24 protein-coding genes are annotated in these 23132 nt (G+C 69.5%); 16 read left to right on the forward strand and 8 right to left on the reverse strand.

Translation table 11 applies throughout. The features are described 5' to 3' along the window. The first annotated feature begins 3 nt into the window (after positions 1-3). From ABTX24_RS15215 to ABTX24_RS15235, 5 genes are all read left to right on the forward strand, one after another. The gene (locus tag ABTX24_RS15215) at positions 4-312 is read left to right on the forward strand and encodes a DUF2469 domain-containing protein (RefSeq protein ID WP_045550889.1); all 309 of its coding nucleotides are present in this window, start codon (positions 4-6) and stop codon (positions 310-312) included. Between the two features lie 139 nt (positions 313-451). After that, entirely contained in the window at positions 452-817 is a 366-nt protein-coding gene (locus ABTX24_RS15220; protein WP_160024477.1) for a YraN family protein, read from the forward strand. Beyond that, positions 817-2400 carry a YifB family Mg chelatase-like AAA ATPase gene (locus ABTX24_RS15225; RefSeq protein WP_350719076.1) on the forward strand — a complete coding sequence of 528 codons (1584 nt, stop codon included), beginning with the start codon at positions 817-819 and terminating at the stop codon, positions 2398-2400. The genes ABTX24_RS15220 and ABTX24_RS15225 overlap by 1 nt, the downstream gene beginning before the upstream one ends. After that, a complete protein-coding gene (gene dprA / locus ABTX24_RS15230; RefSeq protein WP_350840696.1) occupies positions 2397-3569 on the forward strand; it encodes a DNA-processing protein DprA in 1173 nt (390 codons plus the stop codon). Before ABTX24_RS15225 ends, dprA begins: the two co-directional genes overlap by 4 nt. Positions 3570-3598: 29 nt before the next feature. Beyond that, on the forward strand, positions 3599-4561 hold the full coding sequence (locus ABTX24_RS15235; RefSeq protein WP_350840698.1) for a tyrosine recombinase XerC: 963 nt from the start codon (positions 3599-3601) through the stop codon (positions 4559-4561). A gap of 130 nt (positions 4562-4691) precedes the next feature. On the opposite strand, the gene ABTX24_RS15240 is transcribed toward ABTX24_RS15235, so the two are convergent. Continuing rightward, complete coding sequence (locus tag ABTX24_RS15240) at positions 4692-5315, reverse strand: murein hydrolase activator EnvC family protein (protein ID WP_350840700.1); 624 nt, start codon at positions 5313-5315, stop codon at positions 4692-4694. Positions 5316-5737: 422 nt separating this feature from the next. Here ABTX24_RS15240 and rpsB point away from each other — a divergent pair, with 422 nt between their 5' ends. From rpsB to rlmN, 8 genes are all read left to right on the forward strand, one after another. After that, complete coding sequence (gene rpsB / locus ABTX24_RS15245; RefSeq protein ID WP_350840702.1) at positions 5738-6655, forward strand: 30S ribosomal protein S2; 918 nt, start codon at positions 5738-5740, stop codon at positions 6653-6655. Positions 6656-6703: 48 nt separating this feature from the next. Then, positions 6704-7513, forward strand: a complete 810-nt coding sequence (gene tsf / locus ABTX24_RS15250; RefSeq protein WP_160024472.1) for a translation elongation factor Ts — start codon at positions 6704-6706, stop codon at positions 7511-7513. Between the two features lie 168 nt (positions 7514-7681). Continuing rightward, a complete protein-coding gene (pyrH, locus tag ABTX24_RS15255) occupies positions 7682-8395 on the forward strand; it encodes a UMP kinase (protein WP_091049739.1) in 714 nt (237 codons plus the stop codon). Between the two features lie 62 nt (positions 8396-8457). After that, the gene (frr, locus tag ABTX24_RS15260) at positions 8458-9012 is read left to right on the forward strand and encodes a ribosome recycling factor (RefSeq protein WP_201451342.1); all 555 of its coding nucleotides are present in this window, start codon (positions 8458-8460) and stop codon (positions 9010-9012) included. A 143-nt stretch (positions 9013-9155) separates the two neighbouring features. After that, positions 9156-10064, forward strand: coding sequence for a phosphatidate cytidylyltransferase (locus ABTX24_RS15265; protein WP_160024469.1), 909 nt, complete (start codon positions 9156-9158; stop codon positions 10062-10064). A gap of 15 nt (positions 10065-10079) precedes the next feature. Further along, complete coding sequence (locus tag ABTX24_RS15270) at positions 10080-10583, forward strand: histidine phosphatase family protein (protein WP_350840703.1); 504 nt, start codon at positions 10080-10082, stop codon at positions 10581-10583. Between the two features lie 79 nt (positions 10584-10662). Continuing rightward, the gene (locus tag ABTX24_RS15275) at positions 10663-11061 is read left to right on the forward strand and encodes a hypothetical protein (protein ID WP_350840705.1); all 399 of its coding nucleotides are present in this window, start codon (positions 10663-10665) and stop codon (positions 11059-11061) included. 124 nt (positions 11062-11185) lie between these two features. Beyond that, on the forward strand, positions 11186-12304 hold the full coding sequence (rlmN, locus tag ABTX24_RS15280) for a dual-specificity RNA methyltransferase RlmN (protein ID WP_350840727.1): 1119 nt from the start codon (positions 11186-11188) through the stop codon (positions 12302-12304). 4 nt (positions 12305-12308) lie between these two features. Here the strand turns inward: rlmN and ABTX24_RS15285 are convergent, their stop codons facing one another. Beyond that, positions 12309-12743: a hypothetical protein gene (locus ABTX24_RS15285; protein WP_350840707.1), complete on the reverse strand. Its 435-nt coding sequence runs from the start codon at positions 12741-12743 to the stop codon at positions 12309-12311. 187 nt (positions 12744-12930) lie between these two features. Here ABTX24_RS15285 and ABTX24_RS15290 point away from each other — a divergent pair, with 187 nt between their 5' ends. Next, on the forward strand, positions 12931-14091 hold the full coding sequence (locus ABTX24_RS15290; RefSeq protein ID WP_350840709.1) for a glycosyltransferase family 4 protein: 1161 nt from the start codon (positions 12931-12933) through the stop codon (positions 14089-14091). Here ABTX24_RS15290 and ABTX24_RS15295 read toward each other — a convergent pair. Then, the gene (locus tag ABTX24_RS15295; protein ID WP_350840711.1) at positions 14066-15178 is read right to left on the reverse strand and encodes an LOG family protein; all 1113 of its coding nucleotides are present in this window, start codon (positions 15176-15178) and stop codon (positions 14066-14068) included. The two genes, ABTX24_RS15290 and ABTX24_RS15295, sit on opposite strands and share 26 nt — an antisense overlap. Before the next feature lie 18 nt (positions 15179-15196). Then, the gene (locus ABTX24_RS15300) at positions 15197-16075 is read right to left on the reverse strand and encodes an oxidoreductase (RefSeq protein ID WP_350840713.1); all 879 of its coding nucleotides are present in this window, start codon (positions 16073-16075) and stop codon (positions 15197-15199) included. 71 nt (positions 16076-16146) lie between these two features. On the opposite strand from ABTX24_RS15300, the gene ABTX24_RS15305 reads away from it, so the two are divergent. Next, complete coding sequence (locus tag ABTX24_RS15305; protein ID WP_350719098.1) at positions 16147-16740, forward strand: TetR/AcrR family transcriptional regulator; 594 nt, start codon at positions 16147-16149, stop codon at positions 16738-16740. Between the two features lie 3 nt (positions 16741-16743). On the opposite strand, the gene ABTX24_RS15310 is transcribed toward ABTX24_RS15305, so the two are convergent. The 4 genes from ABTX24_RS15310 to ABTX24_RS15325 all read right to left on the reverse strand — a co-directional run bounded on the left by ABTX24_RS15310 (position 16744) and on the right by ABTX24_RS15325 (position 21074). Further along, positions 16744-17616, reverse strand: coding sequence for a serine protein kinase RIO (locus tag ABTX24_RS15310; RefSeq protein WP_160024458.1), 873 nt, complete (start codon positions 17614-17616; stop codon positions 16744-16746). 159 nt (positions 17617-17775) lie between these two features. Then, positions 17776-19086: a hypothetical protein gene (locus ABTX24_RS15315; RefSeq protein ID WP_350840715.1), complete on the reverse strand. Its 1311-nt coding sequence runs from the start codon at positions 19084-19086 to the stop codon at positions 17776-17778. Between the two features lie 58 nt (positions 19087-19144). Beyond that, positions 19145-20521: an NAD(P)/FAD-dependent oxidoreductase gene (locus ABTX24_RS15320; RefSeq protein ID WP_350840717.1), complete on the reverse strand. Its 1377-nt coding sequence runs from the start codon at positions 20519-20521 to the stop codon at positions 19145-19147. Positions 20522-20600: 79 nt separating this feature from the next. Further along, positions 20601-21074 (reverse strand): Lrp/AsnC family transcriptional regulator, encoded by a 474-nt coding sequence (locus ABTX24_RS15325; protein ID WP_008363265.1) that lies wholly within the window; start codon positions 21072-21074, stop codon positions 20601-20603. A gap of 124 nt (positions 21075-21198) precedes the next feature. Between ABTX24_RS15325 and ABTX24_RS15330 the strand changes: the two genes are divergently transcribed. Further along, positions 21199-22587 (forward strand): NAD(P)/FAD-dependent oxidoreductase, encoded by a 1389-nt coding sequence (locus tag ABTX24_RS15330; protein ID WP_350840719.1) that lies wholly within the window; start codon positions 21199-21201, stop codon positions 22585-22587. Positions 22588-23132 lie beyond the last annotated feature (545 nt).

Genomic DNA, 23132 nt, shown 5'->3' on the forward strand with positions numbered 1-23132 from the left:
ATCATGAGCGCGGAGGATCTCGAGAAGTACGAGACCGAGATGGAGCTGACCCTCTACCGCGAGTATCGCGATGTGGTCGGCATCTTCAAGTACGTCGTCGAGACCGACCGCCGCTTCTACCTGTGCAACCAGGTCGACGTGCGAGCGCGTACGGACTCGGGAGACGTCTACTTCGAGGTCTCGATGAACGACGTCTGGGTGTGGGACATGTACCGGCCGGCCCGGTTCGCGAAGGCGGTCAAGGTGCTGACCTTCAAGGACGTCAACGTGGAGACGCTCAACCCGACCGACATCGATCAGCCGCTGGACTGACGTCCGGCTGATCTCGGGCCAGTTACCGTCCACAGGGCGATCTCGATCCGGGGTTATCCCCAGGCGCCCCGGAACCAGCCCGGATTGTCGGTGCTCGCGATGAGTCTGGACCTCGAAGCCGAAGGGCAGGAGGTCCATGATGAGTTCAACGGCGCCGGCGCGGATCGCGCTGGGAAACTACGGCGAATCGGTCGCCGAGAGGCATCTGGTCGAAGCGGGCATGACCGTGCTCGACCGAAACTGGCGATGTGCCGATGGGGAGATCGACCTGGTCCTGCGCGAGGGCGACACCCTCGTCGTCTGCGAGGTGAAGACCCGCAGCCATGACGGGTGCGGCACCCCGCACGAGGCGGTCGACAAGACCAAGCTCGACCGGCTGAAACGGTTGGCGATCGCCTGGCTGGAGCAGCACGACGTGCGAGCGCCGGGGATCCGGATCGATCTCGTCGCGGTGATGCACGCGCCTCGTGGGTCGGCGCTGGTCGAGCACGTCAGGGGCCTGTGATGGGATACGCGCGAGCTCATGGCGTCGCCCTTCGGGGCGCGGTCGGCCACTTGGTCGACGTGCAGGCCGATGTCTCGCCCGGCCTGGTGGGGGTGACGCTGGTCGGCCGTGCCGACAGCGTGCTGGCCGAAGGGCGCGACCGGGTCCGGATGGCGATCATCAACTCAGACCTCGAGTGGCCCGCGACCAAGCGGATCACGGTGCTGCTCTCGCCGGCCGACCTGCCGAAGGGCGGGTCACACTACGACCTCGCGATGGCCTTGGCGATCCTCGCGGCCGGTGGCGAGCTCGAGACGATCGGGCTGGAACGCACCGTCTTCATCGGAGAGCTGGCGCTCGACGGCGGGCTGCGGCCGACCTCCGGTGTGCTCCCGATGGTGCTCGCCGCCTCCCACGCCGGGATCGCTCGGGTGGTGGTGCCGGAGCCGCAGGTGGCCGAGGCGCGGATGGTGCCAGGGATGGAGGTCCTCGGGTTCCGGTCGCTGGGCCAGGTGGTCGCCGAGCTGCGCGGCGAGCCGGTGCCCGACGCGCCGCCGGTCGCGACCGGCACCGGAGGCAGCCTGCTCGGCTGGCGGGGTGACCGCAGGCTCGACGACATGGACATGTCCGACCTTCGCGGCATGCCCGAGACGCGCTACGCGGTCGAGGTCGCGGCGGCCGGTGGACACCACCTGCTGCTCAAGGGACCGAAGGGCTGCGGCAAGACCTCGATCGCCGAGCGGATCCCGACGATCCTGCCCGATCTCTCCCGTGAGGAGTCGCTGGAGGTGATGGCGGTGCAGTCGCTGGCCGGGGTGCTCGACGTCGACCGAGGTCTCCTGACCAGGCCGCCGTTCGCGGCTCCTCACCACGATGCCTCCAAACCCGGCATCGTCGGCGGCGGCACCGGCCGGGTCCGCCCGGGCCAGGTCTCGCTGTCCCACGCCGGCGTCCTCTTCCTCGACGAGTTCCCGTTGTTCAAGAGCGACGTGATCGAGTGCCTGCGCGAGCCGCTGGAGAGCGGTGACATCACGGTGTCGCGAGGCGAGGAGTCGGTGACGCTCCCGGCGCGCGCCCTGGTCGTGCTCGCCGCCAATCCGTGCCCGTGCGGCAACTTCGACGCCTCGATCACCAAGGACGGCTGCATCTGCAGGTCCAACGAGCGCCAGTCCTACGAGCGGAAGGTCTCCGGACCGATCACGGACCGTATCGACATCATCCGCACGCTGCGGCCGATGTCCGAGCAGAACCATGACCCGTGGGGCTCGGAGACCAGCGCCGACATCCGCGAACGGGTCACGGCGGCCAGACGCCGCCAACGTGAGCGCTACGCCGACTTCGGGTGGCGGTTGAACGGGCAGGCGAGCGGGATCGCGCTGCGCGACAACTGGCCGCTGCCGCCATCGGCCGAGGCGCTCATCGACTCACGCATCTTCTCCGGCGCTCTGACCCGTCGCGGCGCGGTGCGCGTGCATCGCCTCGCATGGACGGTGGCCGACCTCGCCGGCGTCGACTGGCCGGGCGTCACCGAGACCGAGACGGCGCTCGCGCTGCGCAACGGCGGCTCGCTCACGGTCTCGGCGTTCGAGGGGAGGTCGGCATGACCGCGGCGCCCGTCGCACCGACATTCACCGATCTCGAGCGCGAGCGCCTGGCCCGGATCGCGCTGACCCAGCTGATCGAGCCCGGCACCCCGCTGCTCGACACCTGCATGGTGGGATCGACCGCCACCGAGGTCTACCGACGCTTCGCCGAGGAGGACCCCGACCTCGGCGACGACGGCCTCGAAGCCAGGCTGCGGCTGGCCCAGATCCACCCCGACCGCGACCTGGAGCGGGCGGCCAACGCCGGGTTCCGCTACGTCATCCCCGGCGACGAGGAGTGGCCCACCCAGGTCGAGCGGCTCGCCGGTCAGGAGCCTCTTCAATACCGCACCGGCACCCCGCTCGGCCTGTGGGTGCGGGGGCCGCTCCTGCTCAGCGATCTCGACCGGTCGGTCGCGATCGTCGGGTCCCGGGACGCGACGGCCTACGGAGCCGACGCCGCGGCGCGGATCGCGGCGGACCTCGCGGTCAACGACTTCGTGACGGTCTCCGGGGCAGCGGTCGGCATCGACTCGGCCGCACACCGGGGCGCGCTCACCGGCCCACCGGGGAGCACCGTCGCCGTGCTCGCCGGTGGCGTCGACGTTCCTTACCCGCTGCGCAACCGGCGCTTGATCGACGCGATCGCCGAGAGTGGAGCGGTGATCTCGGAGATCGCGCCCGGGTTCCCCGTGACGCGCTATCGATTCCTCTCCCGCAACCGGATCATCGCCGCCCTTGCCCGGGGCACCGTGGTCGTCGAGGCGGCAGCGCGCAGCGGCTCCCTCAACACCTCCCACTGGGCCTACAGCATCAACACACCCGTGATGGCGGTGCCCGGTCAGGTGGGCGCGATGACCTCGGTCGGCACCCACGAGCTCGTGCGCAGCGGCAAAGGCGTCCTGGTGACCGACGGGCTCGACGTACGCGAGCTCGTCGGCGACATCGGCGAGGTCCTCCCCGAGGAACCCCGCGGCCCCGTACGCCGCCGCGACTCGCTCACCTCCGTCGAGAAGCAGGTCCTCGATGCGGTCCCGGTGAGCAGCCCCTCGCCGCAGCTCACCATCGCGAGGTCGGCATGCCTGCATCCGAAGACGGCCGGCACTGCGCTGTCGCGGCTCGAGGCGCTCGGTCTCGTCGAGCGGTTCCCCGACGGGTGGCAGCTGGCACCGGGCGCGGCTCGCACCTGAGGCCCGAGCAACCACCTATCCTGGCTCGGGTGAGCGCTGAACCCGAGCCGGACCCGGAAGGCGGGTCCGCTGAAGCGGAGCTCCCCGAGGTCTACGCCGCGCTGCTCGGGGACTACGAGCGACACCTCAGCGCCGAACGTGGGCTCTCCGACCACACCGTCCGGGCCTACCTGGGCGACATCCGCAGCCTGCTCGACCACGCCGGCCGCATGGGCCGCACCGAGCCCGAGGCGATCGACCTGCGCACGCTGCGCAGCTGGCTGGCCAAGCAGCAGACGACCGGCCACTCACGTACGACCCTTGCCCGGAGGGCCACCGCGGCCCGGGTCTTCTGCGGATGGCTGGTTCGGACCGGCCGGGCGCAGGTCGATGCCGGTGCCGCGCTCGGCTCGCCCAAGGCCCACCGAACCCTTCCGCCCGTACTACGCCCCGACGAGGTCGAGTCCCTCATCGCCGCCGCCATCACAGCGGCCGAGGACGGCACGCCCGTCGGGATGCGCGACATCGCCCTGCTGGAGATGCTCTATGCGACCGGCGCTCGTGTCGGCGAGCTCGTCGACCTCGACCTGGACGACGTCGACTATGAACGCCGCGTCATCCGGGTGCTCGGCAAGGGACGCAAGGAGCGGATGGTGCCCTTCGGCGGCCCCGCGGTGCGGGCGCTCGACCGGTGGGTCGTCCGTGGCCGCCCGCAGCTGGTCACCGAGTCCTCCGGTCCGGCTCTCTTTCTCGGGGCCCGCGGCGGCCGGCTCGACCAGCGAGCCGTACGCACCCTCGTCCACCGCCGCCTCGCCGACGTCCCCGGCGCCCCCGACCTCGGCCCCCACGGCCTGCGCCACAGCACCGCCACCCACCTCCTCGAGGGTGGCGCCGATCTACGCTCGGTCCAAGAGCTCCTCGGTCACGCCAGCCTGGCCACCACCCAGATCTACACCCACGTCAGCAGCGACCGGCTCCGCAAGGCCTACCGTCAGGCCCACCCCCGCGCCTGACCCGCCGAGACGTCACCCGCGTCAGCCGAGTGTGTAGTTGTGGCGGGCCGAGAAGTGAGTTGTGGGCGACGAAAGTCGAGTTTCGTCGCCCACAACTACTGTTTCGGCCCGCCACAACTGCGGATTCGGCCTACCGGACGGGGTCGCCGCGCCAGAGGGGGAGGAGCCGGACCGGCTGCGGTGCATCGACGAGCAGGAGCGGGTCGAGGTAGACGCCGTCCGCGTTGCGGATCCAGCCCCAGTGCAGGCAGGCTGCGGGGAAGCAGTGGGAGCCGGCGATGCCGAGTCGGCCCAACGGCGCTCCGGCCGCGACCGGATCGCCGACGGCCACGGTGGCCACGACGGGCTCATAGGTGGTCCGCGTGGCCCCGTGGTCGACGCTCACCACCGACTTGCCGGCGATCACTCCGACGAACGCGACCGTCCCGGCCATTGCGGCGCGGACGACCGCGCCCGGCGACCCGACCAGGTCGACGCCGCGATGCCCCGCACCCCACGGAGCATCTGGCGGGTCGAAACGGCGCACGACCTCCGGCTGCGGCGCCAGCGGCCATTCGCCTCGGGGGACCTCGTCGGCTTCTCCGACCGGGCTCGGACCCTCGTCGTGACCCACTGCCCCACCCAGCGAGGCGCCGGACGGTGCCACCTCGGCACGTGGCGTTCCGAGTGCTGGGCCTGCCGGGGCGATGAGGACGACGAGGAACAGGGCCGCGACGAGGGCGCGGGCCCGGTCGGAGAGGCGGTTCGAGGTCATGACGAGCAGACAACCCCGGATCGAGGACCCGCACAACGAGCGGCGTACGTCCTGTGGATAACCCCGTCCCGAGACACGCCTGTGGACACTGATCGGCCCGCGCCGGTGCCGGTTACGGAGGATTGGCCCGAGACACCGGTCGGCGGCTAGTCTTGGACCGGCAGCCCCCTGTGGGCTGACTTCGCACGCCAGCAGACCGCGACGGTGTCTCGCTCCGAGACGCCGGTCGCCCGCGGGCGCGGCCCTCAGTCCCGAGCGTAGTGCTCAGGTCGGACCGCGTGCAGGCGTCAGGGCCCATCAGCACTGATGGGCGCGAAACTGAAAACCGACCGGCTCGCGCCAACACCCGCCCGACCTCGAGAAACGCAAGGTCGAGCCACCAGCGGTGCACACGCGGGCCACCACCTAGGAGAAAAAACATCATGGCAGTCGTGACCATGCGCCAGCTCCTCGAGAGCGGCGTCCACTTCGGACACCAGACCCGTCGCTGGAACCCGAAGATGAAGCGGTTCATCCTCACCGACCGCAACGGCATCTACATCATCGACCTGCAGCAGTCGCTGGCCTACATCGACCGCAGCTACGCCTTCATCAAGGAGACCGTGGCCAAGGGCGGCACGATCATGTTCGTGGGCACCAAGAAGCAGGCCCAGGAGGCCATCGCCGAGCAGGCGACGCGCGTCGGGATGCCCTACGTCAACCAGCGCTGGCTGGGCGGCATGCTCACCAACTTCCAGACCGTGCACCAGCGGATCAACCGCCTCAAGGAGCTCGACGAGGTCAACTTCGACGACGTCGCCGGCTCCGGCCGCACGAAGAAGGAGCTCCTGCAGATGAAGCGGGAGCGCGACAAGCTCGAGAAGACCCTGGGCGGCATCCGCGAGATGGGTCGCACCCCGTCCGCCGTCTGGATCGTCGACACCAAGAAGGAGCACCTCGCCGTCGAGGAGGCTCGCAAGCTCAGGATCCCGATCGTCGGCATCCTGGACACCAACTGCGACCCCGACGAGGTCGACTTCCCGATCCCGGGCAACGACGACGCCATCCGCGCGGTCGGCCTGCTGACCCGCGTGGTCGCCGACGCTGTCGCCGAGGGCCTCATCGCCCGCTCCGGTGGCAAGAGCGAGGGCACCGAGGGCGCCACCGCCGAGGAGCCGCTGGCCGAGTGGGAGCGCGAGCTCCTGGCGACCCCGGCTGCCGAGGAGACGAAGGCCGAGGAGACCCCGGCCGCCGAGGCCCCCGCCGCCGAGGCTGCTGAGACCACCGAGGCTGCTGAGACCACCGAGGCTCCGGCCGAGGAGACCCCCGCCGAGACCCCCGAGGCCCCGGCCGAGGCCTGAGCCTCATCGTCCACCCAAAGCCACTTAACAAGTCAGAGGAAGACACGCATGGCTTACACCGCTGCCGACGTCAAGAAGCTCCGTGAGCTGACCCAGGCCGGCATGATGGACTGCAAGAAGGCGCTCGACGAGGCTGACGGCGACTTCGACAAGGCTGTCGAGATCCTTCGCGTCAAGGGCACGGCCAAGGCCGCCGCCCGCGCCGCGGAGCGCACCACCTCGGCCGGCCTCGTCGCCGCGTCCGGCAACGCTCTGGTCAGCCTCCTCTCGGAGACCGACTTCGTCGCCAAGAACGAGAGCTTCGTCGCTGCTGCCCAGCAGATCGCCGAGGCCGCCGACGCCAACAAGGTCAACGACCTCGAGGCCCTCAAGGCCATCTCGCTCGGCGACAAGACCGTCGGCGAGACCGTCGAGGAGCTCGCCCGCACCATCGGCGAGAAGATCGAGCTCGGCCAGGTCGCCTACTTCGAGGGTGAGACCACGGTCTACCTGCACAAGAAGGCCTCCGACCTGCCGCCGAGCCTCGGCGTCCTGGTCGCCTACGAGGGTGACGAGGCGGCCGCGAAGCAGGCCGCCCAGCAGGCTGCCGCGCTCAAGGCGCAGTACCTCACCTCCGACGAGGTGCCGGCCGACGTGGTCGACGCCGAGAAGGACGTCCTCACCAAGAAGACGCTCGAGGAGGGCAAGCCCGAGGCTGCCGTCGCCAAGATCGTCGAGGGTCGGATCAAGGCGTTCTTCAAGGAGATCGTCCTGCTCGACCAGGAGTCGGTCTTCGAGTCGAAGAAGTCCGTCAAGCAGGTCCTCGACGCCGCCAACACGCAGGTGAAGCAGTTCGCCCGCTTCGACGTCGGCGCCTGAACCGAGCCTGACTCCGCGCCAACGGCGCGCGATCAGTTAGGTTGAGCAGCAACGTACGACGAAAGGGGCCGGTCCGATGAACCGAATGGTGATCATCGGACCGGCCCTTTCGTACGCCACCCCTACATGCACCACCCCGCACGACGTCGCCCCAGGAAAGGCCACGGCATGACCCGCTACCAGCGCATCCTGATCAAGCTGTCCGGAGAGAACTTCGGCGGTGGCGAGGTCGGTGTCGACCCCATCGTGGTCGCCTCGATCGCCAAGGAGATCTCCGCTGTCGCGGCCTCCGGCGTGCAGGTCGCGATCGTCGTCGGCGGCGGCAACTTCTTCCGCGGCGCCGAGCTCCAGCTGGCCGGGATGGACCGGTCGCGCGCCGACTACATGGGCATGCTCGGCACCGTCATGAACTGCCTCGCGCTGCAGGACTTCCTCGAGAAGGAGGGTGTCGACACCCGCGTGCAGACCGCGATCACGATGGGCCAGGTCGCCGAGCCCTACATCCCGCGCAAGGCCATGCGTCACCTCGAGAAGGGCCGCGTCGTGATCTTCGGCGCCGGCTCCGGCATGCCCTACTTCTCCACCGACACCGTCGCGGCCCAGCGTGCCCTCGAGGTCCACGCCGAGGTGGTCCTGATGGCCAAGAACGGCGTCGACGGGATCTACACCGCCGACCCGAAGAAGGACCCGACGGCGACGAAGTACGATGAGATCACCTTCGGTGAGGCCCTGCAGAAGCAGCTCAAGATCGCCGACGCCACCGCGTTCGCCCTCTGCATGGAGAACAAGATGCCGATCGTCGTCTACGGTGCCGAGGACGAGGGGGCGGTCTACCGGATCGTCCAGGGTGAGAAGATCGGTACGCTCGTCACCGCTGGCTGAGCGGCACGAGCCCACACGCCACCCACATCACAACACTTACGAGCGCACAGGAGCATCCGGTGATCAACGACATCCTCAACGAGGCCGACAGCAAGATGGTGAAGTCGGTGGACTCCACGCGTGAGGACTTCGCCACGATTCGTGCTGGCCGGGCCACCCCGCAGATGTTCAGCAAGATCCTCGTCGACTACTACGGCACCCCGACGCCGATCCAGCAGCTCGCCTCGTTCACCAGCCCCGAGCCGCGGATCATCAACATCGCCCCGTTCGACATCGGCGCGATGGCCAACGTCGAGAAGGCGATCCGCGACTCCGACCTCGGCGTCAACCCGTCCAACGACGGCAAGATCCTGCGTGCGGTCTTCCCGGAGCTGACCGAGGAGCGCCGCAAGGAATACATCAAGCTCGCCAAGGAGAAGGCCGAGCAGGGTCGCGTCTCCGTGCGTCAGGTGCGCCAGAAGGCCAAGCAGGGTCTCGAGAAGCTCGAGAAGGACGGCGAAGCCAGCAAGGACGACGTCACCGGTGCCGAGAAGCGCCTCGACAGCCTCACCAAGAAGCACACCGACGCGATCGACGAGTTGCTCAAGTCCAAGGAAGCCGAGCTGCTCGAGGTTTGAGCCTGGGACCCCGCGAGGACGAGCGGGGTCACAACGCGAAAAGATCGAGCGAGCGCACGCCTGAGCTTGCGAAGGCGTGACCGCGTGTCGAGATCCAGTGAGTTTCCCGACACGGCTCCACCGCCGACAACACCCACGGATGAATGGCTGAATCTCAAGTGACCCAGACGCCGCCGTCTCCTTCTTCCCCGGCCCCCGAGCCGCCGAAGAAGGACTACGGCCGCGCCGGCCGCAACCTGCCCGCGGCGATCGGCTCTGCCGTCGTCCTCCTGGTCGCCATCGCGCTGAGCCTGATGTTCGTGAAGACGGCGTTCATGCTGATCGTCGTCGGCTGTGTCGTCGCCGCGGTGTGGGAGCTCCACCGGGGCCTGATGGCCAAGGACATGGACGTCCCCGAGCAACCGCTGATGATCGGCGGCACGGTGATGGTCCTGGTCGCCTACTTCCTGGGATCCGACGCGCTGGTGACGGCCACCGCGGTGACCGCTCTGGTGATCATGCTGTGGGTGCTGCGGCGTGGGGTCGAGGGCTACGTACGCACCTCGGCCGCGGCCGTCCTCACCCTGTTCTACCTGCCGTTCCTGGGCTCGTTCGTCGCGCTCATGCTCGGCGAGGGCGGCGGCTGGACCTCGGGCGGCCTCTCCGACGACGGCGTACGCGGCATCATCGTCTGGGTCCTGCTCACGATCATGTCCGACATCGGCGGCTACGTGGCCGGGGTCCTCTTCGGCAAGCACCCGATGGCGCCGGTGATCTCCCCGAAGAAGTCGTGGGAGGGCTTCGCCGGATCGGTGGTCTTCACCGTCGCCACCGGCGTCGGCCTGGTCGTATGGCTGCTCGACGGCGCCTGGTGGGTCGGTGTCGCGCTCGGAGTGGTCGCCTGCGTGATGGCCGTCCTCGGCGATCTGGTCGAGTCGGTCATCAAGCGCGACCTCGGTGTCAAGGACATGAGCCAGATCATCCCCGGGCACGGCGGCCTCATGGACCGTCTCGACTCGCTCCTGGCGACCGTCGCCCCGGTCTGGCTGATCCTTCACTACGCCGTCTTCTGAGCGGGCCCGGCCCCGATGCTCTTCCTCGTACGCCACGGACGACCCATCCAGGTGCGCGGCGTCGCCGCGGAGCACTGGGAGCTCGACCCGGCCGGGTTCGACGACGTCTGGGCTCTGCGTGACCGGCTGCCGACCGGCGCCGCGTGGTACTCCTCGCCCGAGCCCAAGGCGCAGCAGACCGCCCAGCTCCTCACCGACGGCGATGTCGGTGTGGTCGATGCCCTCCGTGAGCACCGCCGCGGCGAGGCCTGGGTCGATGACTTCCAGGCCACGGTCGAGCGGGCATTCGCGGAGCCGACGGTCCCGGCGTACGACGGCTGGGAGCCGCTGGAGGAGTGCCGCGCCCGCGTGACGAAGGCCGTTGCCGGGATCCTCTCGGCCCACGCGGGCGAGGACGCCGTGCTCATCGGTCACGGCACCGCCTGGACCGTTCTGGTGAGCGAGCTGACCGGCACGCCGCCAGATCTCGCCCGGTGGCGAGACCTCGGTTTCCCGGACCTGATCACCGTCGACGCCTGATCGTCCGCAACCATCGCGAGTTCGTCGCGGCAGCGATTCTTTACCAAAGGATCACGGTGTTCGGCGCTACGGTTGAAGAGTGACCCAGCGTCCCGCGGACCTCGACGTGGACTCCGATCCAGACGTCGAGGAAGATCACGGCCCGGAGGAGGAGTCCTCGGGGTCCGGTGGCCTGTGGGCCTGGCTGCACGACTCGCACCCGACCGTTGCGGCCCTGGTCGGCTTCTACCTCGGCCTGGCGTACGCGATCCTCGTACCCGGCACCTGGGGCGCGCTGCTGACGTGGGTCGTCGGGCAGGAGCGGGCCGAGGAGCTGTTCCCGTGGGTGGCGCTGACCCTGCTGGTGCCCCTGGCCCTGCTCATCCCGCGCAAGACCCGCCGCCTGGCTCAGTTCGTCTGGCTGGGGATCATCCTCACCGTGCTGGTGGTGGTCGGCGTAGGCTCGCTGGTCTTCTGGATCCTGCTGAAGACCGGCTGAGCGCGCGGGGGGCGGGATCCAGGTTTAGCCGTACGCCGCACCGCGATGGGACAATGGATGCGTGACCGAGCCCGACCCTGCGAACGTACCGGCCCCGCACAGCCCTGAGGCCGAGGCCGCCGCGATGGAGGGGCGCCGCCTGCCCCTGGTGATGGCTCCGCCCAAGGGCCGCGGGAAGCCGCCGCGCCATCTGGCCGACCTCGACCTGGCCGGCCGCCAGGACGCGGCGAAGGAGGCCGGGCTCCCGGGGTTCCGCGCCAAGCAGCTCTCGGTGCACTACTTCGAGCGGCTGGTCGACGACCCCGAGAAGATGACCGACCTTCCCGCCGGTCAGCGCCAGGAGCTGGTCGACACCTTCCTGCCCGACCTGATGACGCCGATCCGTCAGCAGGAGGCCGACAAGGGCACCACCGTCAAGACGCTGTGGAAGCTCTTCGACGGCGCTCTCGTCGAGTCGGTGCTGATGCGCTACACCGACCGCGCCACGGTCTGCATCTCCTCCCAGGCCGGCTGCGGCATGGCCTGCCCGTTCTGCGCCACCGGCCAGGGCGGTCTGGAGCGCAACATGTCGACCGCCGAGATCGTCCACCAGGTCGTCGTCGCCGCCCGGCAGATGGCCAGCGGCGAGATCCCCGGCGGCCCCGGCCGCCTCTCCAACGTGGTCTTCATGGGCATGGGGGAGCCGATGGCCAACTACAAGGCGCTGATGGGCGCGGTCCGCCGCCTCACCTCGCCGGCGCCCGAGGGCCTGGGGCTCTCGGCCCGCCACGTGACCGTCTCCACCGTCGGTCTCGTGCCCCGGATCAAGCAGCTCACCGAGGAGGGCATCCCGGTCACCCTCGCCCTCTCGCTGCACGCACCCGACGACGAGCTGCGCAACGAGCTCGTCCCGATCAACACCCGCTTCTCGGTCGCCGAGACCGTCGACGCCGCCTGGAACTACGCGCGCGTGACGAAGCGCCGAGTCTCCATCGAGTACGCCATGATGCGCGGCATCAACGACCAGGCCTGGCGCGCCGACCTGCTCGCCGACGTCCTCAACTCCTACGGCGACTGGGGCTGGGTCCACGTCAACCTGATCCCGTTGAACCCCACACCTGGCTCGAAGTGGACCGCGAGCGACCCGGCCGACGAGCGGGAGTTCGTACGCCGCCTCGAGGCCAAGGGCATCTCCACCACCGTCCGCGACACCCGCGGCCGCGAGATCGACGGTGCGTGCGGCCAGCTGGCCGCCGCGGAGTAGCGGCTCAAGCCCCTGGCGCGGGCCGGCGCTCGTGGCCGGGTCGGCCTCGGGTGCGGCGGACGTCCTTCATCTCCGACTCGTAGAGGTGACGCTTGCCCTCGACGAGAGTGTCGCGAGCCTGCTTCTCCAGCCGCTTGAAGGTGGCGTAGTAGCCGTCGTCGTACTCCTCGACGATCTGAAAGGTCCACCGGCCGTTGAGCACGTTGAGTCCTACGAGCTCGCGCTCGAACGTGTCCGCCAGCTCGGTGTGGCCGGCCTCGCGCAGCTGCTGGACACCCTTGCCGAGGGTGAGGTCGGCGGTGCCGGTGATGCGATGCATCGCGTACAGATGACCGCGGGCGATCTCGATCGCTTCGAGTGCCTCGCTGATGGAGCCGAGCGCCTCGACGGTGAGGTCGTCGACGCCTTCGGGCCGGATGTGCTCCTCATCGGTGGTCATGTCGTGATCGTGGCAAACGGAGCGAGCGGGCGGCAAGCCCTGGATCTCTGAGAGTCACACGGTGTTTCCGCTGATGACACCGCCCGGACTACCTGTCGTCCGGCACGTAGTTCTGGCCACGGGAGGTTCACCGACCCGTCAACCAAGTCGGGGGTCACGTTGCCGGACGGCGCTCACGATCGGGAACATGAGCATCAGCCTCGATCGGGTCCCGCTGGTCGCCGCCAACTCAGAGCCGCTCCGTGTCCTCATCGTCACGGAGTCGTTCCTGCCCCAGGTCAACGGCGTGACGAACTCCGTACGCCGCGTCCTGGAGCATCTCGCGATCGACGGCCACACCGTCGAGGTCGTGGCCCCCACCGGGCCCACCGAGTACGCCGGGTTCCCGGTGACCCGCACCCGGGGCGCGACGTTCTGGGTCTACAAGGACTTCCGCGTCGGACTCGAGACGCGGCGCAAGCTGCGCGCGGTGATGCGCCGGTTCAGCCCCGACGTCATCCACGTCGCCTCACCCGCGCTGCTCGGGCGGCAGGCGGTGCTGGTGGCCAAGGAGCTCGGCATCCCGAGCGTGGCGATCTACCAGACCGACCTGGTCGGCTTCTGGGACAAGTACAAGGCAGTCGGCGGCCCGCAGGCCGCGGCGATGCTCACCCGTCAGGCGCACTCGGCCGCCGACCGCACCCTGGCACCGAGCTCGTCGGCCCTCACCCAGCTCGAGGGCCTCGGCGTACAGCGCACCGGACTGTGGCCGCGAGGTGTCGACGTCGAGCTGTTCCACCCGAGTCGCATCGACCACGACCTGCGCGCCCGGCTCGCGCCCAACGGGGAGACCATCGTCGGGTACGTCGGCCGCCTCGCCCAGGAGAAGGAGCTGCACCTGCTGGCTCCGCTGGCGCACAACCCGGCGTACAAGGTCGTGCTCGTCGGTGGCGGCCCGCAGGAGCGCGAGCTGCGCCACCTGCTCCCGAACGCGACCTTCTTGGGCGTGCTGCAGGGCGAGGAGCTCGGGGCCGCGTACGCCTCCCTCGACGTGTTCGCGCACACCGGCTCCCACGAGACGTTCTGCCAGGCGGTCCAGGAGGCGCTCGCGTCCGGGGTCCCGGTCGTGGCGCCACGCTCGGGCGGGCCGCTGGACCTGGTCGCCGACGGCGTCACCGGGTTCTTCTACGAGCCCGGCAGCCGCGACGACCTCGGCTCCCACGTCGCGCTGCTCCACAACGACCCGCAGCTGCGGCTGCGGATGGGGCGCGAGGCCCGCAAGAGCGTCGCGCACAAGTCCTGGGGCGCGGTGAACGCCGCCCTGGTCGACCACTACCGCGACGTCATCCGGGCGCGCCGGCCGCGATGACGTCGAGGACCTCCTCGTCGGTGTCGACGAGGTGGATGTGGCCCTCCATCGCGCGGCCACGGGCGAGGGCCTGCAGGAGCGGCCAGACCGGCAGCTCCTCGGTCCAGTAGCTGCGCCCGACCAGCACCATCGGCGCGACCGCGCTCGCGTCGGCGTAGTAGTTCTCGCAGGCGTCCTGGAAGACCTCCTGCACGGTGCCGCCGGCACCGGGCAGGAAGACGATTCCGCCGTCGCAGACCTCCAGCAGCACCGCCTCGCGGGTGGCGTTGCGGAAGTACTTCGCGATCGCCCCGGCGAACACGTTGGGCGGCTCGTGCCCGTAGTGCCAGGTCGGGATCCCCAGCGACCTTCCGGGCTTGCCCTCGACCTGGTTCCGTACGTCCAGAGCGACCTGTGCCCATGACCGGATCGAGGGCCGGAACGACGGCACCGCGGCCAGCGCCGCGAGCGCATCGTCGAGCATGGTCTTCGGCGCTCCGGCGAGGAAGGCGCCCAGGTTGGCGGCCTCCATCGCTCCCGGGCCGCCGCCGGTCGCCACCACATGACGGCTCGCCAGGTGCTGAGCGAGGCGGGCCGCGGTCGCGTAGCCCTCCTCGCCCCGCCGCAGCGCGTGCCCGCCCATCATCCCGATGATCCGCGTGCCCTCGTCGCGGCGCTCCCGCACCCATGCCTCGAGCGCGGCGTCGATCGCGTGATCGTGGAGGGTGATCGCGAGCTCGTCGTCGGCGTCGAGCGGCTGCTGCAGCCAGGCGTACGCCCTCGCATCCAGGCTCCGCGCATAGACCGGGTCGTCGTAGAGCTCCTCGGGGGTGTAGAGCCGGGATCGGTAGACGTCGACGGGTGCCTCGGGGATCACCGGCATCACCAGCGCGCCCTCGTCCTCGGCGTAGTCGCCGTCCCCGGGTGCGAAGGTGCACCCGAGGAACGTGGCGCCGGCCAGCTCGGTCTCGCGCAGGGTCTCCGAACGCGAGCTCAGGTCCAGCGACCGCAGCCGCCACCCCTTCAGACTGCCGGCTCCAGCCGCCAAGTGCCCGTCGAGCTCGTCCACCGACTCGATGTCGACATGCCGTCCCCGGTGATGCTTCATACCGAGAAACCTACCGACTCACAGTGGCCAGGAGACTCCGGTCAGGCGCTCGGACTCGGTCCACAGCTTGCGGGCGAGCTCGGGGTCGGAGGCGACCGCGGTGCGGCCGACGAGGGTCGGGCTGCCGCGGTACTCGCCGAAGCCGTCCGGCCCGACGTAGCTTCCCGACGGAAGGTCCTGGCTGGCTGCGTACAGGGTCGGAAGTGCGCCCGCCTCCGCGGACTGCGCGACGACCCGGTTGCCGATCGCCATGAGGGCGTGCTTGACCGCGTTGCCGGTGTGGCTCTGCAGGTTGGTCGCCGCGTAGCCCGGGTGGGCGGCGTACGCCCGGAGCCCGGTGCCCTCCAGGCGCCGCTGGAGCTCGAGGGTGAAGAGCAGGTTGGAGATCTTCGACTGTCCGTAGGCCCGCTCGGTCTGGTAGTCGCGCCGCTCCCAGTTGAGGTCGTCGAGGTCGAAGCCGCCCCAGCGGTGGGCCGTGGAGGCGACCGTCACGACGCGGTCGGTGATGTGGGGGAGCAGCAGGTTGGTGAGCGCGAAGTGTCCCAGGTGGTTGGTGGCGAACTGGCTCTCGTAGCCGTCGGTCGTGAGGCGCTTGGGCACCATCATGATCCCGGCGTTGTTGATGAGTACGTCGATCTCGCCCTCCCACTCGTCGGCGAAGTGCCGCACCGAGCTGAGGTCGGCGAGGTCGAGCGCCCGCACTTCGGCGCTGCCGCCGATCGTGGCGGCCACCTCCTCGCCGGCGGCGACGTTGCGTACGGCCAGGACGACGCGGGCGCCCTTCGCGCCCAGCTGGGTGGCGACGACGCGGCCGAGGCCGCTGGTCGCGCCGGTGACGATGACGGTGCGGCCCTCGAAGGACGGGAGCCGTTCGGAAGTCCACTTCTGTTCGGTCATGGAACCAATCTAGGCGGTGCCAAGAATCTTGACAATGTCTAAATCGGTGAAATCTCGATAAGGTGTGCCTGATGACCGAGACGATGACCCGCTACCACCACGGCGACCTGCGCGCCGCGGTGCTCCGCCGTGCGGAGGAGGTGCTGCGCGAGTCGGGCACCGACGCGCTCTCGCTGCGCGGCATCGCCCGCGACCTGGGCGTGAGCCATGCCGCGCCGAGCGCCCACTTCCGCGACAAGAACGCGCTCTTCGACGCACTCGCGGTCGCCGGGTTCCGGCGGCTGGGCGAGGTCATGGACGCCGCGTTGGCCACTCGCGGCTCGCTCACCGACGACCTGGTGGCCTTCGCCTCGGCCTACCTCGACTTCGCCACCGACAACCCGGCACTGCTCTCGGTGATGTTCGCGCGCAAGCACAGCGAGACCTCTGGCGCCGAGATCGCCGAGGCCGTCGCCGCCGCCTTCGCCCACCCCACCGCCCTGCTCACCGAGGGTCAGGCCCGTGGTGAGGTCGTCGACGGTGACCCCGAGGTCATCGGGGTCACCGTCCTGGCCGCCATCCAGGGCCTCGCCACCTTCGTCGGCTCCGGTTTCGTGACGCCCGAGCAGTCGCAGGGGATGCTGGAGGACGTCGTCGCCACCCTGATGCGCGGCCTGGCCCGCTAGCGCTCAGAAGGCGTGCGCCATCAGGTCGGCGTAGACCTCCTGCTCATCGACCTCCAGGCCCCGGGCCTGGAACCACTTCGCGACGTTGGTGATGTCGCGGAGCAGGAAGTCGAAGCCCAGCGGGTTGCCGACCAGGTCGATGATCTGGGGGAGATCGATGATCACGAGCCGGTCCTGCTGGGCCAGGATGTTGTACGGCGAGAGGTCACCGTGGACCAGGCCGGCCTGCACCATCGTGGCCAGCGCGTCGACGAGCCCGTCCCACCACATCTCCAGGACGTGGTGCTCCGGCCGGGTCTGGGCGAGCCGCGGCGCCGTCTCGAGCTCGCCGTTGCCGTCGTCGACCGCGATCCACTCCATCAGGATCTCGGTCCCGTCGATCTGCACCGGATAGGGGACCGGGAGGCCGAGGTTCCAGCAGCGTACGAGCGCGTTCCACTCGGCGTTGGCCCACTCGGCCTTGGCGACCTCGCGGCCGAAGGTCGAGCCCTTCTTCAGCGCGCGCTCGTCGCGGGAGCGCTTGACCGAACGGCCCTCGGTGTAGGTCGCGGCCCGGTGGAAGGTGCGATGGTCGGTGTCGCGGTAGCGCTTGGCGACCATCAGCGCCTCCTGCTCGGGGAAGAGCGGGTCGGCCCGTACCACCAGGAAGGCGTCGGCCTCCTTGCCGGTCTTGAGGATGCCGAGCTCGGTGTCGATGGCGCCCTGAGAGGTCACCACCCAGTCCGGGCGCGGCTCCGGTCCACGCGAGAGCGGCTCCACGGAGAGCCAGGTGGACCAGCGTTGTCCATCGTCCAGGTCGTCGTACGCCTGGAAGTCGAAGACGAAATTCGAGTCGATCCCCTGGAGAGGATCAGCGGAGATGTTCTCCTGAGTCACTTCGGGTGCTCCTGATACGAGAGATGTGGTCTGTGGGCAGGCACAGGACAACGACAGTCATGGTCTGCTCCTCTCGATCAGGGGCGCCTCGTGGACGAGGACGCCGGTCGCGCTCCATGGTGGAGGACCGCGACCGGCGTACGCAACAGGTTTATCGGGCTAGGGCGAGACGAGCCACATGTCGTCGTTGCCGAGCATCAGGACGCGGCCGTCGTCGAGCCCGTAGGCGACGGACCCGTACGGAGCCGCCAGCCGTGCCGTCTCGTCGCCGGATCCGGAGTCGACGAAGGTGTGCGTGTAGGCGGGCAGCTTTCGGCCGATGGCGAGGCCGGCCAGTCCGGCCGGACCGTTGTCGAAGTGATCGATGACCGGCCCACTGACAGCTACGTCGGGGTAGAGCCGCTTCGATTCGACGGCCGCGCGCCGCGACCTGCTGTTCAGGTCCTGGCTCCACAGACGCTTTCCGGTCGGCGAATATGCCACGAGCCGGTCGCTCTGGATGAGCACGACGGCGTCCGGGGTAGGCCTCAGCAGCTGCCGGTCGTCGGCCTCGGAGGCCGGATCGACCTCGACCTGAAATGCGGATGCGCGCCGACCCTCGAGATCGGCGGTGACGATGTCGTAGGCACCCTCGGAGTGGTTTGTCACGTAGATCCGGTCGGCGAAGACGTCGACGGTGGGAAAGCCGAGATCCGGGCAGGGCGTGGAACTCGTCCACGCTGTGGCCCCGGCCCTGACGGCGGTGAAGATGCAGGTCCCGTCCTTGCGGGACATCCCGACCAGGAGGTCACCGACCTGGGCCGCGACGTGATCGTCCATGACGCCGACCGGTGCTCCCCAGCGCTTGCCGTTCCGCACCTGGAAGGCCGAACGTGTCTCGGGATCGATGTCGACCGGCATTCTTGGGACTCGCTGGACGAGCCGACTGTCGTCGAGGGTCGTGACGCCGACGACGGCCGGGATGCCGAGATCGAGCGACTCTCGCGAGGTGCTGGACGTGATCGTTCCCGCGGCGTCGAAGTGCACCAGGGTGCATCCCTCGTCCTCGTCGCACCGAACAGCATCGAGCTCGCCGTCGGTGCTGATGGCGATCGGCATGTGCAGGTCGTCGAGAGCTTGGTGCCACACCTGGTCGCCGCTCCGGTCGTACATCGCGAGGCCATCGATGCTGACCACCGCCACGTCGCCGCTGTCCCCGACCCGGGCCCAGGCCCCGTCCTGATAGTCCTCGGCGATCTCCCGCCCGCTGGACAGGTCGCGGATCGTGAGCACGTCGTCCTCGTAGGTATAGATCCGGTCGCGGACCACGACGGCCTCGTCGCCGCCATCGCTGATCTCGACGTGCCAGGCCACGTCGCCGGCGACCAGGTCGTGGGCTCGCCAGTGGGCGATCCCTACGGTCAGACCGCAGACGGCGACGACGACTGCCACCGAGATGAGCGTCTTCTTGGCGCCCGACGACACTGCCATGACTTCCCCCGAGATCCTGGATACGACAGCGGCAGCGTAGCCGTTCCGGTCCGGAGGGTCAGTGACCTCCGACCAGCGGAGCGACGGCCCGGGCTACCAACGATCCCTTGCCGGTGGCGGTCTCCTCGGCGTCGGCCATGGTCATTGCGCGCAGGCCGGCGTTGACGCCGAGCCAACGCAGCGGCTCCGGCTCCCAGCGCGGTGAGACGTGACCGACCCAGGGGAGGGCGGTGAGATCGGACTCGGTGCCGAGGACCAGGTCGCGCAGCGTACGGCCGGCGAGGTTGGTGGTCGCGACGCCGTCGCCGACGTAGCCGCCGGCGTGCGCGAGGCCGCTGGCGGGGTCGTAGCCGACCGAGGCGTGCCAGTCGCGCGGGATGCCGAGGACCCCGCCCCACCTGTGGGTGATCTTGTGGCTGCGTACGGCCGGGAACAGCTCGACCAGGGTCTCCTGCAGGCGACGGTGGGTGCGGAGGTCGGAGGCGTCCGCGTGGGTGATCTTCGACCCGAAGGAGTACGGAGCGCCCCGGCCGCCGAAGACCAGCCGGTCGTCCGCGGTGCGCTGTCCGTAGATCAGCAGGTGCCGGCCGTCGGAGAAGGTCTCGCGCTCGTCCAGGCCGATGCTCGACCAGACCAGGTCGGAGAGCGGCTCGGTGGCGATGATGAGGGAGCGCACCGGGATGACCTCGCGCTCGAGCCCGGCCAGTGTCGGGGTGTAGCCCTCGGTGGCACGTACGACGACGTCGGCGGTGACCGCATCACGCTCCGTCCGCACGAGGTGCGGCTCGATCGCGGTGACCCGGGTCTGCTCGTAGATCGTGACGCCGCGGGCCTCGACGGCACGGGCCAGGCCGCGGACGAGCTTGGCGGGGTGGAGCGCTGCGCAGTCGGGGGTGTAGGTGGCACCGAGGGTGCCGGTCGCGGCGAGGCGCTTCTCGGCGGCGGCCTGGTCCAGCAGCGAGATCTCGGCGTCACCGAGCCCCCAGGAGCGGGCGTGCTCGACCTCGTCGCGGGCGCGCTCGAGCTGGGCGGCGGTACGGGCCACGACGACTGTGCCGCCCTTGGCGATATCTGCCTCGATGCCCTCCGCCGCGGCGACCCGGATGACCTCGTCGACGGTCGCCCGCATCGCCCGGTCCTGGGCGAGAGCGGCCTCCCGGCTCGAGCCCGCCGCCACCTTGTCGAGCGAGGCGGGGAAGAGGGCCGAGCACCAGCCGCCGTTGCGGCCCGAGGCCCCGAAGCCGGCGACCTCGGCCTCGAGGACCGCGATCTTCAGGTCGGGCCGGGCCTCGGCCAGGTAGTAGGCCGTCCACAGGCCGGTGTAGCCGGCCCCGACGATCGCGACATCCACCTCGAGGTCGCCCATCAACGCCGGGCGAGGCTCCCAGGAGTCGCCTGCGGTCTCGTGCCACAGGCTGATGTCGGAGTAGGTCACCGGGCCACCTCCGTAGCGCAAACGCCAGAATACGGATGTGGCCCGGTGAAAGACTCACGGGTCGCTCGCTGGCGCTCGCTCACCGGACGCCCCAGGCGTACGTCTGCTTGTGCAGGTGGAGGTACATGAACGTCTCGGTGCTCACCACGCCCTCGATGGCGCGGATCTTGCTGGAGACGAGGTTGAGAAGGGCTTCGTCGCTCTCGGCGACGACCTCCACGAGCAGGTCGTAGGAGCCGGCGGTGATGACGATGTAGTCCACCTCGTCGAGCTTGCCGAGCTCGTCGGCGATCCCCTCGATCGGCCCGGAGGTGCGTACGCCGATCATGGCCTGGCGCGCGAAGCCGAGCTCGAGCGGGTCGGTGACAGCGACGACCTGCATGACGCCGCTGTCGACGAGGCGCTGCACGCGCTGCCGCACCGCGGCCTCGCTCAGGCCGACCTCCTTGCCGATCGCGGCATAGCTGCGCCGCCCGTCCTGCTGGAGCTGCTCGATGATCAGCTTGTTGACCTCGTCGAGGTGAGCGCCCCCGTTGCGCTTGCGAGTGGTCATGGCGCCCAGTCAACCTGTTTGCCGTGGCCTGATGCAACGAAATCCGTCGTGTGTAACGAACAATTTCCATGATTCCGTACATTGTGTGTGGCTGAAGGCCTCTGAAGTTGTCATAGTGGGCGTCGTGAACCATGTCTCGCTGACCGATGCGAAGCCCGCCGTCTACTGGCTGGACGACCCTGCGAAGCCAGCGCCGCTGCCGCCTCTGCTCGGGGTGGAGTCGGCCGATCTGGTCGTCGTCGGAGGCGGGTACTCGGGGCTGTGGACGGCACTGCTGGCCCGCGAGCGGTATCCGTCGTGGTCGGTGGTGGTGCTGGAGGCCGGCCAGTGCGGGGACCAGGCATCGGGCCGCAACGGCGGCTTCGCCGAGGCGTCGTTGACACATGGCTTCTGGAACGGTCTGGAGCGCTGGCCCGACGAGCTCGCGACCCTGGACCGGCTCGGCCAGCAGAATCTCGACGAGATGGCGGCGACCATCCAGGACCACAGCATCGACTGCGACTGGCAGCTCACCGGTGCGCTGAACGTCGCCACCCGTCCGCACGAGGTCGACGACCTCGCCGAGTGGTCGACCGCGCTGACCGAGCACGGCATCAAGCATCGGTTGCTGGATGACATCGGCGTACGGGACGAGCTCCGCTCGCCGACCTACCTCGGTGGCTTGGAGGTGGTCGGTGACACGGCCACGATCGAGCCGGCGCGGCTGGCGTGGGGTCTGCGGCAGGCCTGTCTGGACGCCGGGGTGGTGATCCACGAGGGCTCTGCGGTCACCGGTCTCGAGCGTGACGGTTCGGGGATGCGGGTCTCGACGATCGCGGGTTCGGTCCGGGCCGGGCGGGTGGCACTGGCCACCAACGCCTTCCCGCCGCTGCTGCGGCGGCTGCGGATGATGACCGTGCCGGTCTACGACTACGTACTCATGACCGAACCGCTCTCCGCCGCGCAGATGGATGCCATCGGCTGGGCGAACCGGCAAGGCGTCAGTGACTCCGCCAACCACTTCCACTACTACCGCCTGACCAGGGACAACCGGATCCTGTGGGGCGGCTACGACGCGATCTACCACTTCGGATCGAAGATCTCACCGGAGCTGGAGACCGGCGCCACCCACGACAAGCTGGCCGGCCACTTCTTCGAGACCTTCCCGCAGCTCGAGGGCCTCCGCTTCACCCACCGTTGGGCCGGCATCATCGACACCTGCACCCGCTTCTCGGCATTCTTCGGCAAGGCGTACGCGGGCCGCGTCGCCTACGCCCTCGGCTACACCGGTCTAGGCGTCGGGGCCACCCGCTTCGGCGCCCAGGTCATGCTCGACCTCCTCAGCGGCGAGCAGACGGAACGTACGTCGCTCGAGATGGTGCGCTCCAAGCCGCTGCCGTTCCCACCCGAGCCGGCGCGGTATGCGGGCATCTCGATGATGGTCCGCTCGCTCGGGAAGGCTGATGCCAACGGGGGTCGTCGCGACCTGTTCCTGCGGACGATGGATCGGCTGGGGCTGGGGTTCGACTCGTAAGGCTTGGCTTCTCGGCGGGCGCTGTGGCTGGTCGTTCTTCTCATGGTCGGGCCGCCGACCCGTTATGGATGGTGTTCTCGCCAGATCCCGGAGTCAAGGACGGCCTGCGGCCGCCGGCTTCGCCGGTCGCCTTCGGAGATCCTTGACACTGGGCTCCGTCGAGAATTTTGGCTGGCTATCGGGTCGGCGGCGGGGTGTGGCGCGAATTCCTTGGGTTGCGTACGGGCTTGGGATCTCGGGTTGGTGAGTCCTGGTGGGTGAAGGGTCTGCTCGGTGCCGATACCAAGAGGAGGGGCGATGACCTGGGTATGGCGGATGCTGCTGCCTCAGGTGGCTCGTGGCCATGGTCGTCTCGGGCGGGTCGCCTGGGCGGACGGGCTGGGTCATCAGGTGGCGACTGAGGTGCCGCGCACTGGCAGCGCCGCCCGATGCAGCGCAGGCCGGATCAGCGCAGGCCGGATCAGCGCAGGCCGGATCAGCGCAGGCCGGATCAGCGCAGGCCGGATCAGCGCAGGCCGGATCAGCGCAGGCCGGATCAGCGCACG

The organism is Nocardioides sp. NPDC127514 (assembly GCF_040302125.1).
GTDB lineage: Bacteria > Actinomycetota > Actinomycetes > Propionibacteriales > Nocardioidaceae > Nocardioides.

Bases quoted from the DNA above. Each gene is read 5' to 3' on its own strand.
- ABTX24_RS15215 (WP_045550889.1), top strand. From the start codon at position 4: ATGAGCGCGGAGGATCTCGAGAAGTACGAGACCGAGATGGAGCTGACC.
- ABTX24_RS15220 (WP_160024477.1), top strand. From the start codon at position 452: ATGAGTTCAACGGCGCCGGCGCGGATCGCGCTGGGAAACTACGGCGAA.
- ABTX24_RS15225 (WP_350719076.1), top strand. From the start codon at position 817: ATGGGATACGCGCGAGCTCATGGCGTCGCCCTTCGGGGCGCGGTCGGC.
- dprA (WP_350840696.1), top strand. From the start codon at position 2,397: ATGACCGCGGCGCCCGTCGCACCGACATTCACCGATCTCGAGCGCGAG.
- ABTX24_RS15240 (WP_350840700.1), bottom strand. From the start codon at position 5,315: ATGACCTCGAACCGCCTCTCCGACCGGGCCCGCGCCCTCGTCGCGGCC.
- rpsB (WP_350840702.1), top strand. From the start codon at position 5,738: ATGGCAGTCGTGACCATGCGCCAGCTCCTCGAGAGCGGCGTCCACTTC.
- tsf (WP_160024472.1), top strand. From the start codon at position 6,704: ATGGCTTACACCGCTGCCGACGTCAAGAAGCTCCGTGAGCTGACCCAG.
- pyrH (WP_091049739.1), top strand. From the start codon at position 7,682: ATGACCCGCTACCAGCGCATCCTGATCAAGCTGTCCGGAGAGAACTTC.
- ABTX24_RS15265 (WP_160024469.1), top strand. From the start codon at position 9,156: ATGGCTGAATCTCAAGTGACCCAGACGCCGCCGTCTCCTTCTTCCCCG.
- ABTX24_RS15270 (WP_350840703.1), top strand. From the start codon at position 10,080: ATGCTCTTCCTCGTACGCCACGGACGACCCATCCAGGTGCGCGGCGTC.
- rlmN (WP_350840727.1), top strand. From the start codon at position 11,186: ATGGAGGGGCGCCGCCTGCCCCTGGTGATGGCTCCGCCCAAGGGCCGC.
- ABTX24_RS15285 (WP_350840707.1), bottom strand. From the start codon at position 12,743: ATGACCACCGATGAGGAGCACATCCGGCCCGAAGGCGTCGACGACCTC.
- ABTX24_RS15290 (WP_350840709.1), top strand. From the start codon at position 12,931: ATGAGCATCAGCCTCGATCGGGTCCCGCTGGTCGCCGCCAACTCAGAG.
- ABTX24_RS15295 (WP_350840711.1), bottom strand. From the start codon at position 15,178: ATGAAGCATCACCGGGGACGGCATGTCGACATCGAGTCGGTGGACGAG.
- ABTX24_RS15300 (WP_350840713.1), bottom strand. From the start codon at position 16,075: ATGACCGAACAGAAGTGGACTTCCGAACGGCTCCCGTCCTTCGAGGGC.
- ABTX24_RS15305 (WP_350719098.1), top strand. From the start codon at position 16,147: ATGACCGAGACGATGACCCGCTACCACCACGGCGACCTGCGCGCCGCG.
- ABTX24_RS15315 (WP_350840715.1), bottom strand. From the start codon at position 19,086: ATGGCAGTGTCGTCGGGCGCCAAGAAGACGCTCATCTCGGTGGCAGTC.
- ABTX24_RS15325 (WP_008363265.1), bottom strand. From the start codon at position 21,074: ATGACCACTCGCAAGCGCAACGGGGGCGCTCACCTCGACGAGGTCAAC.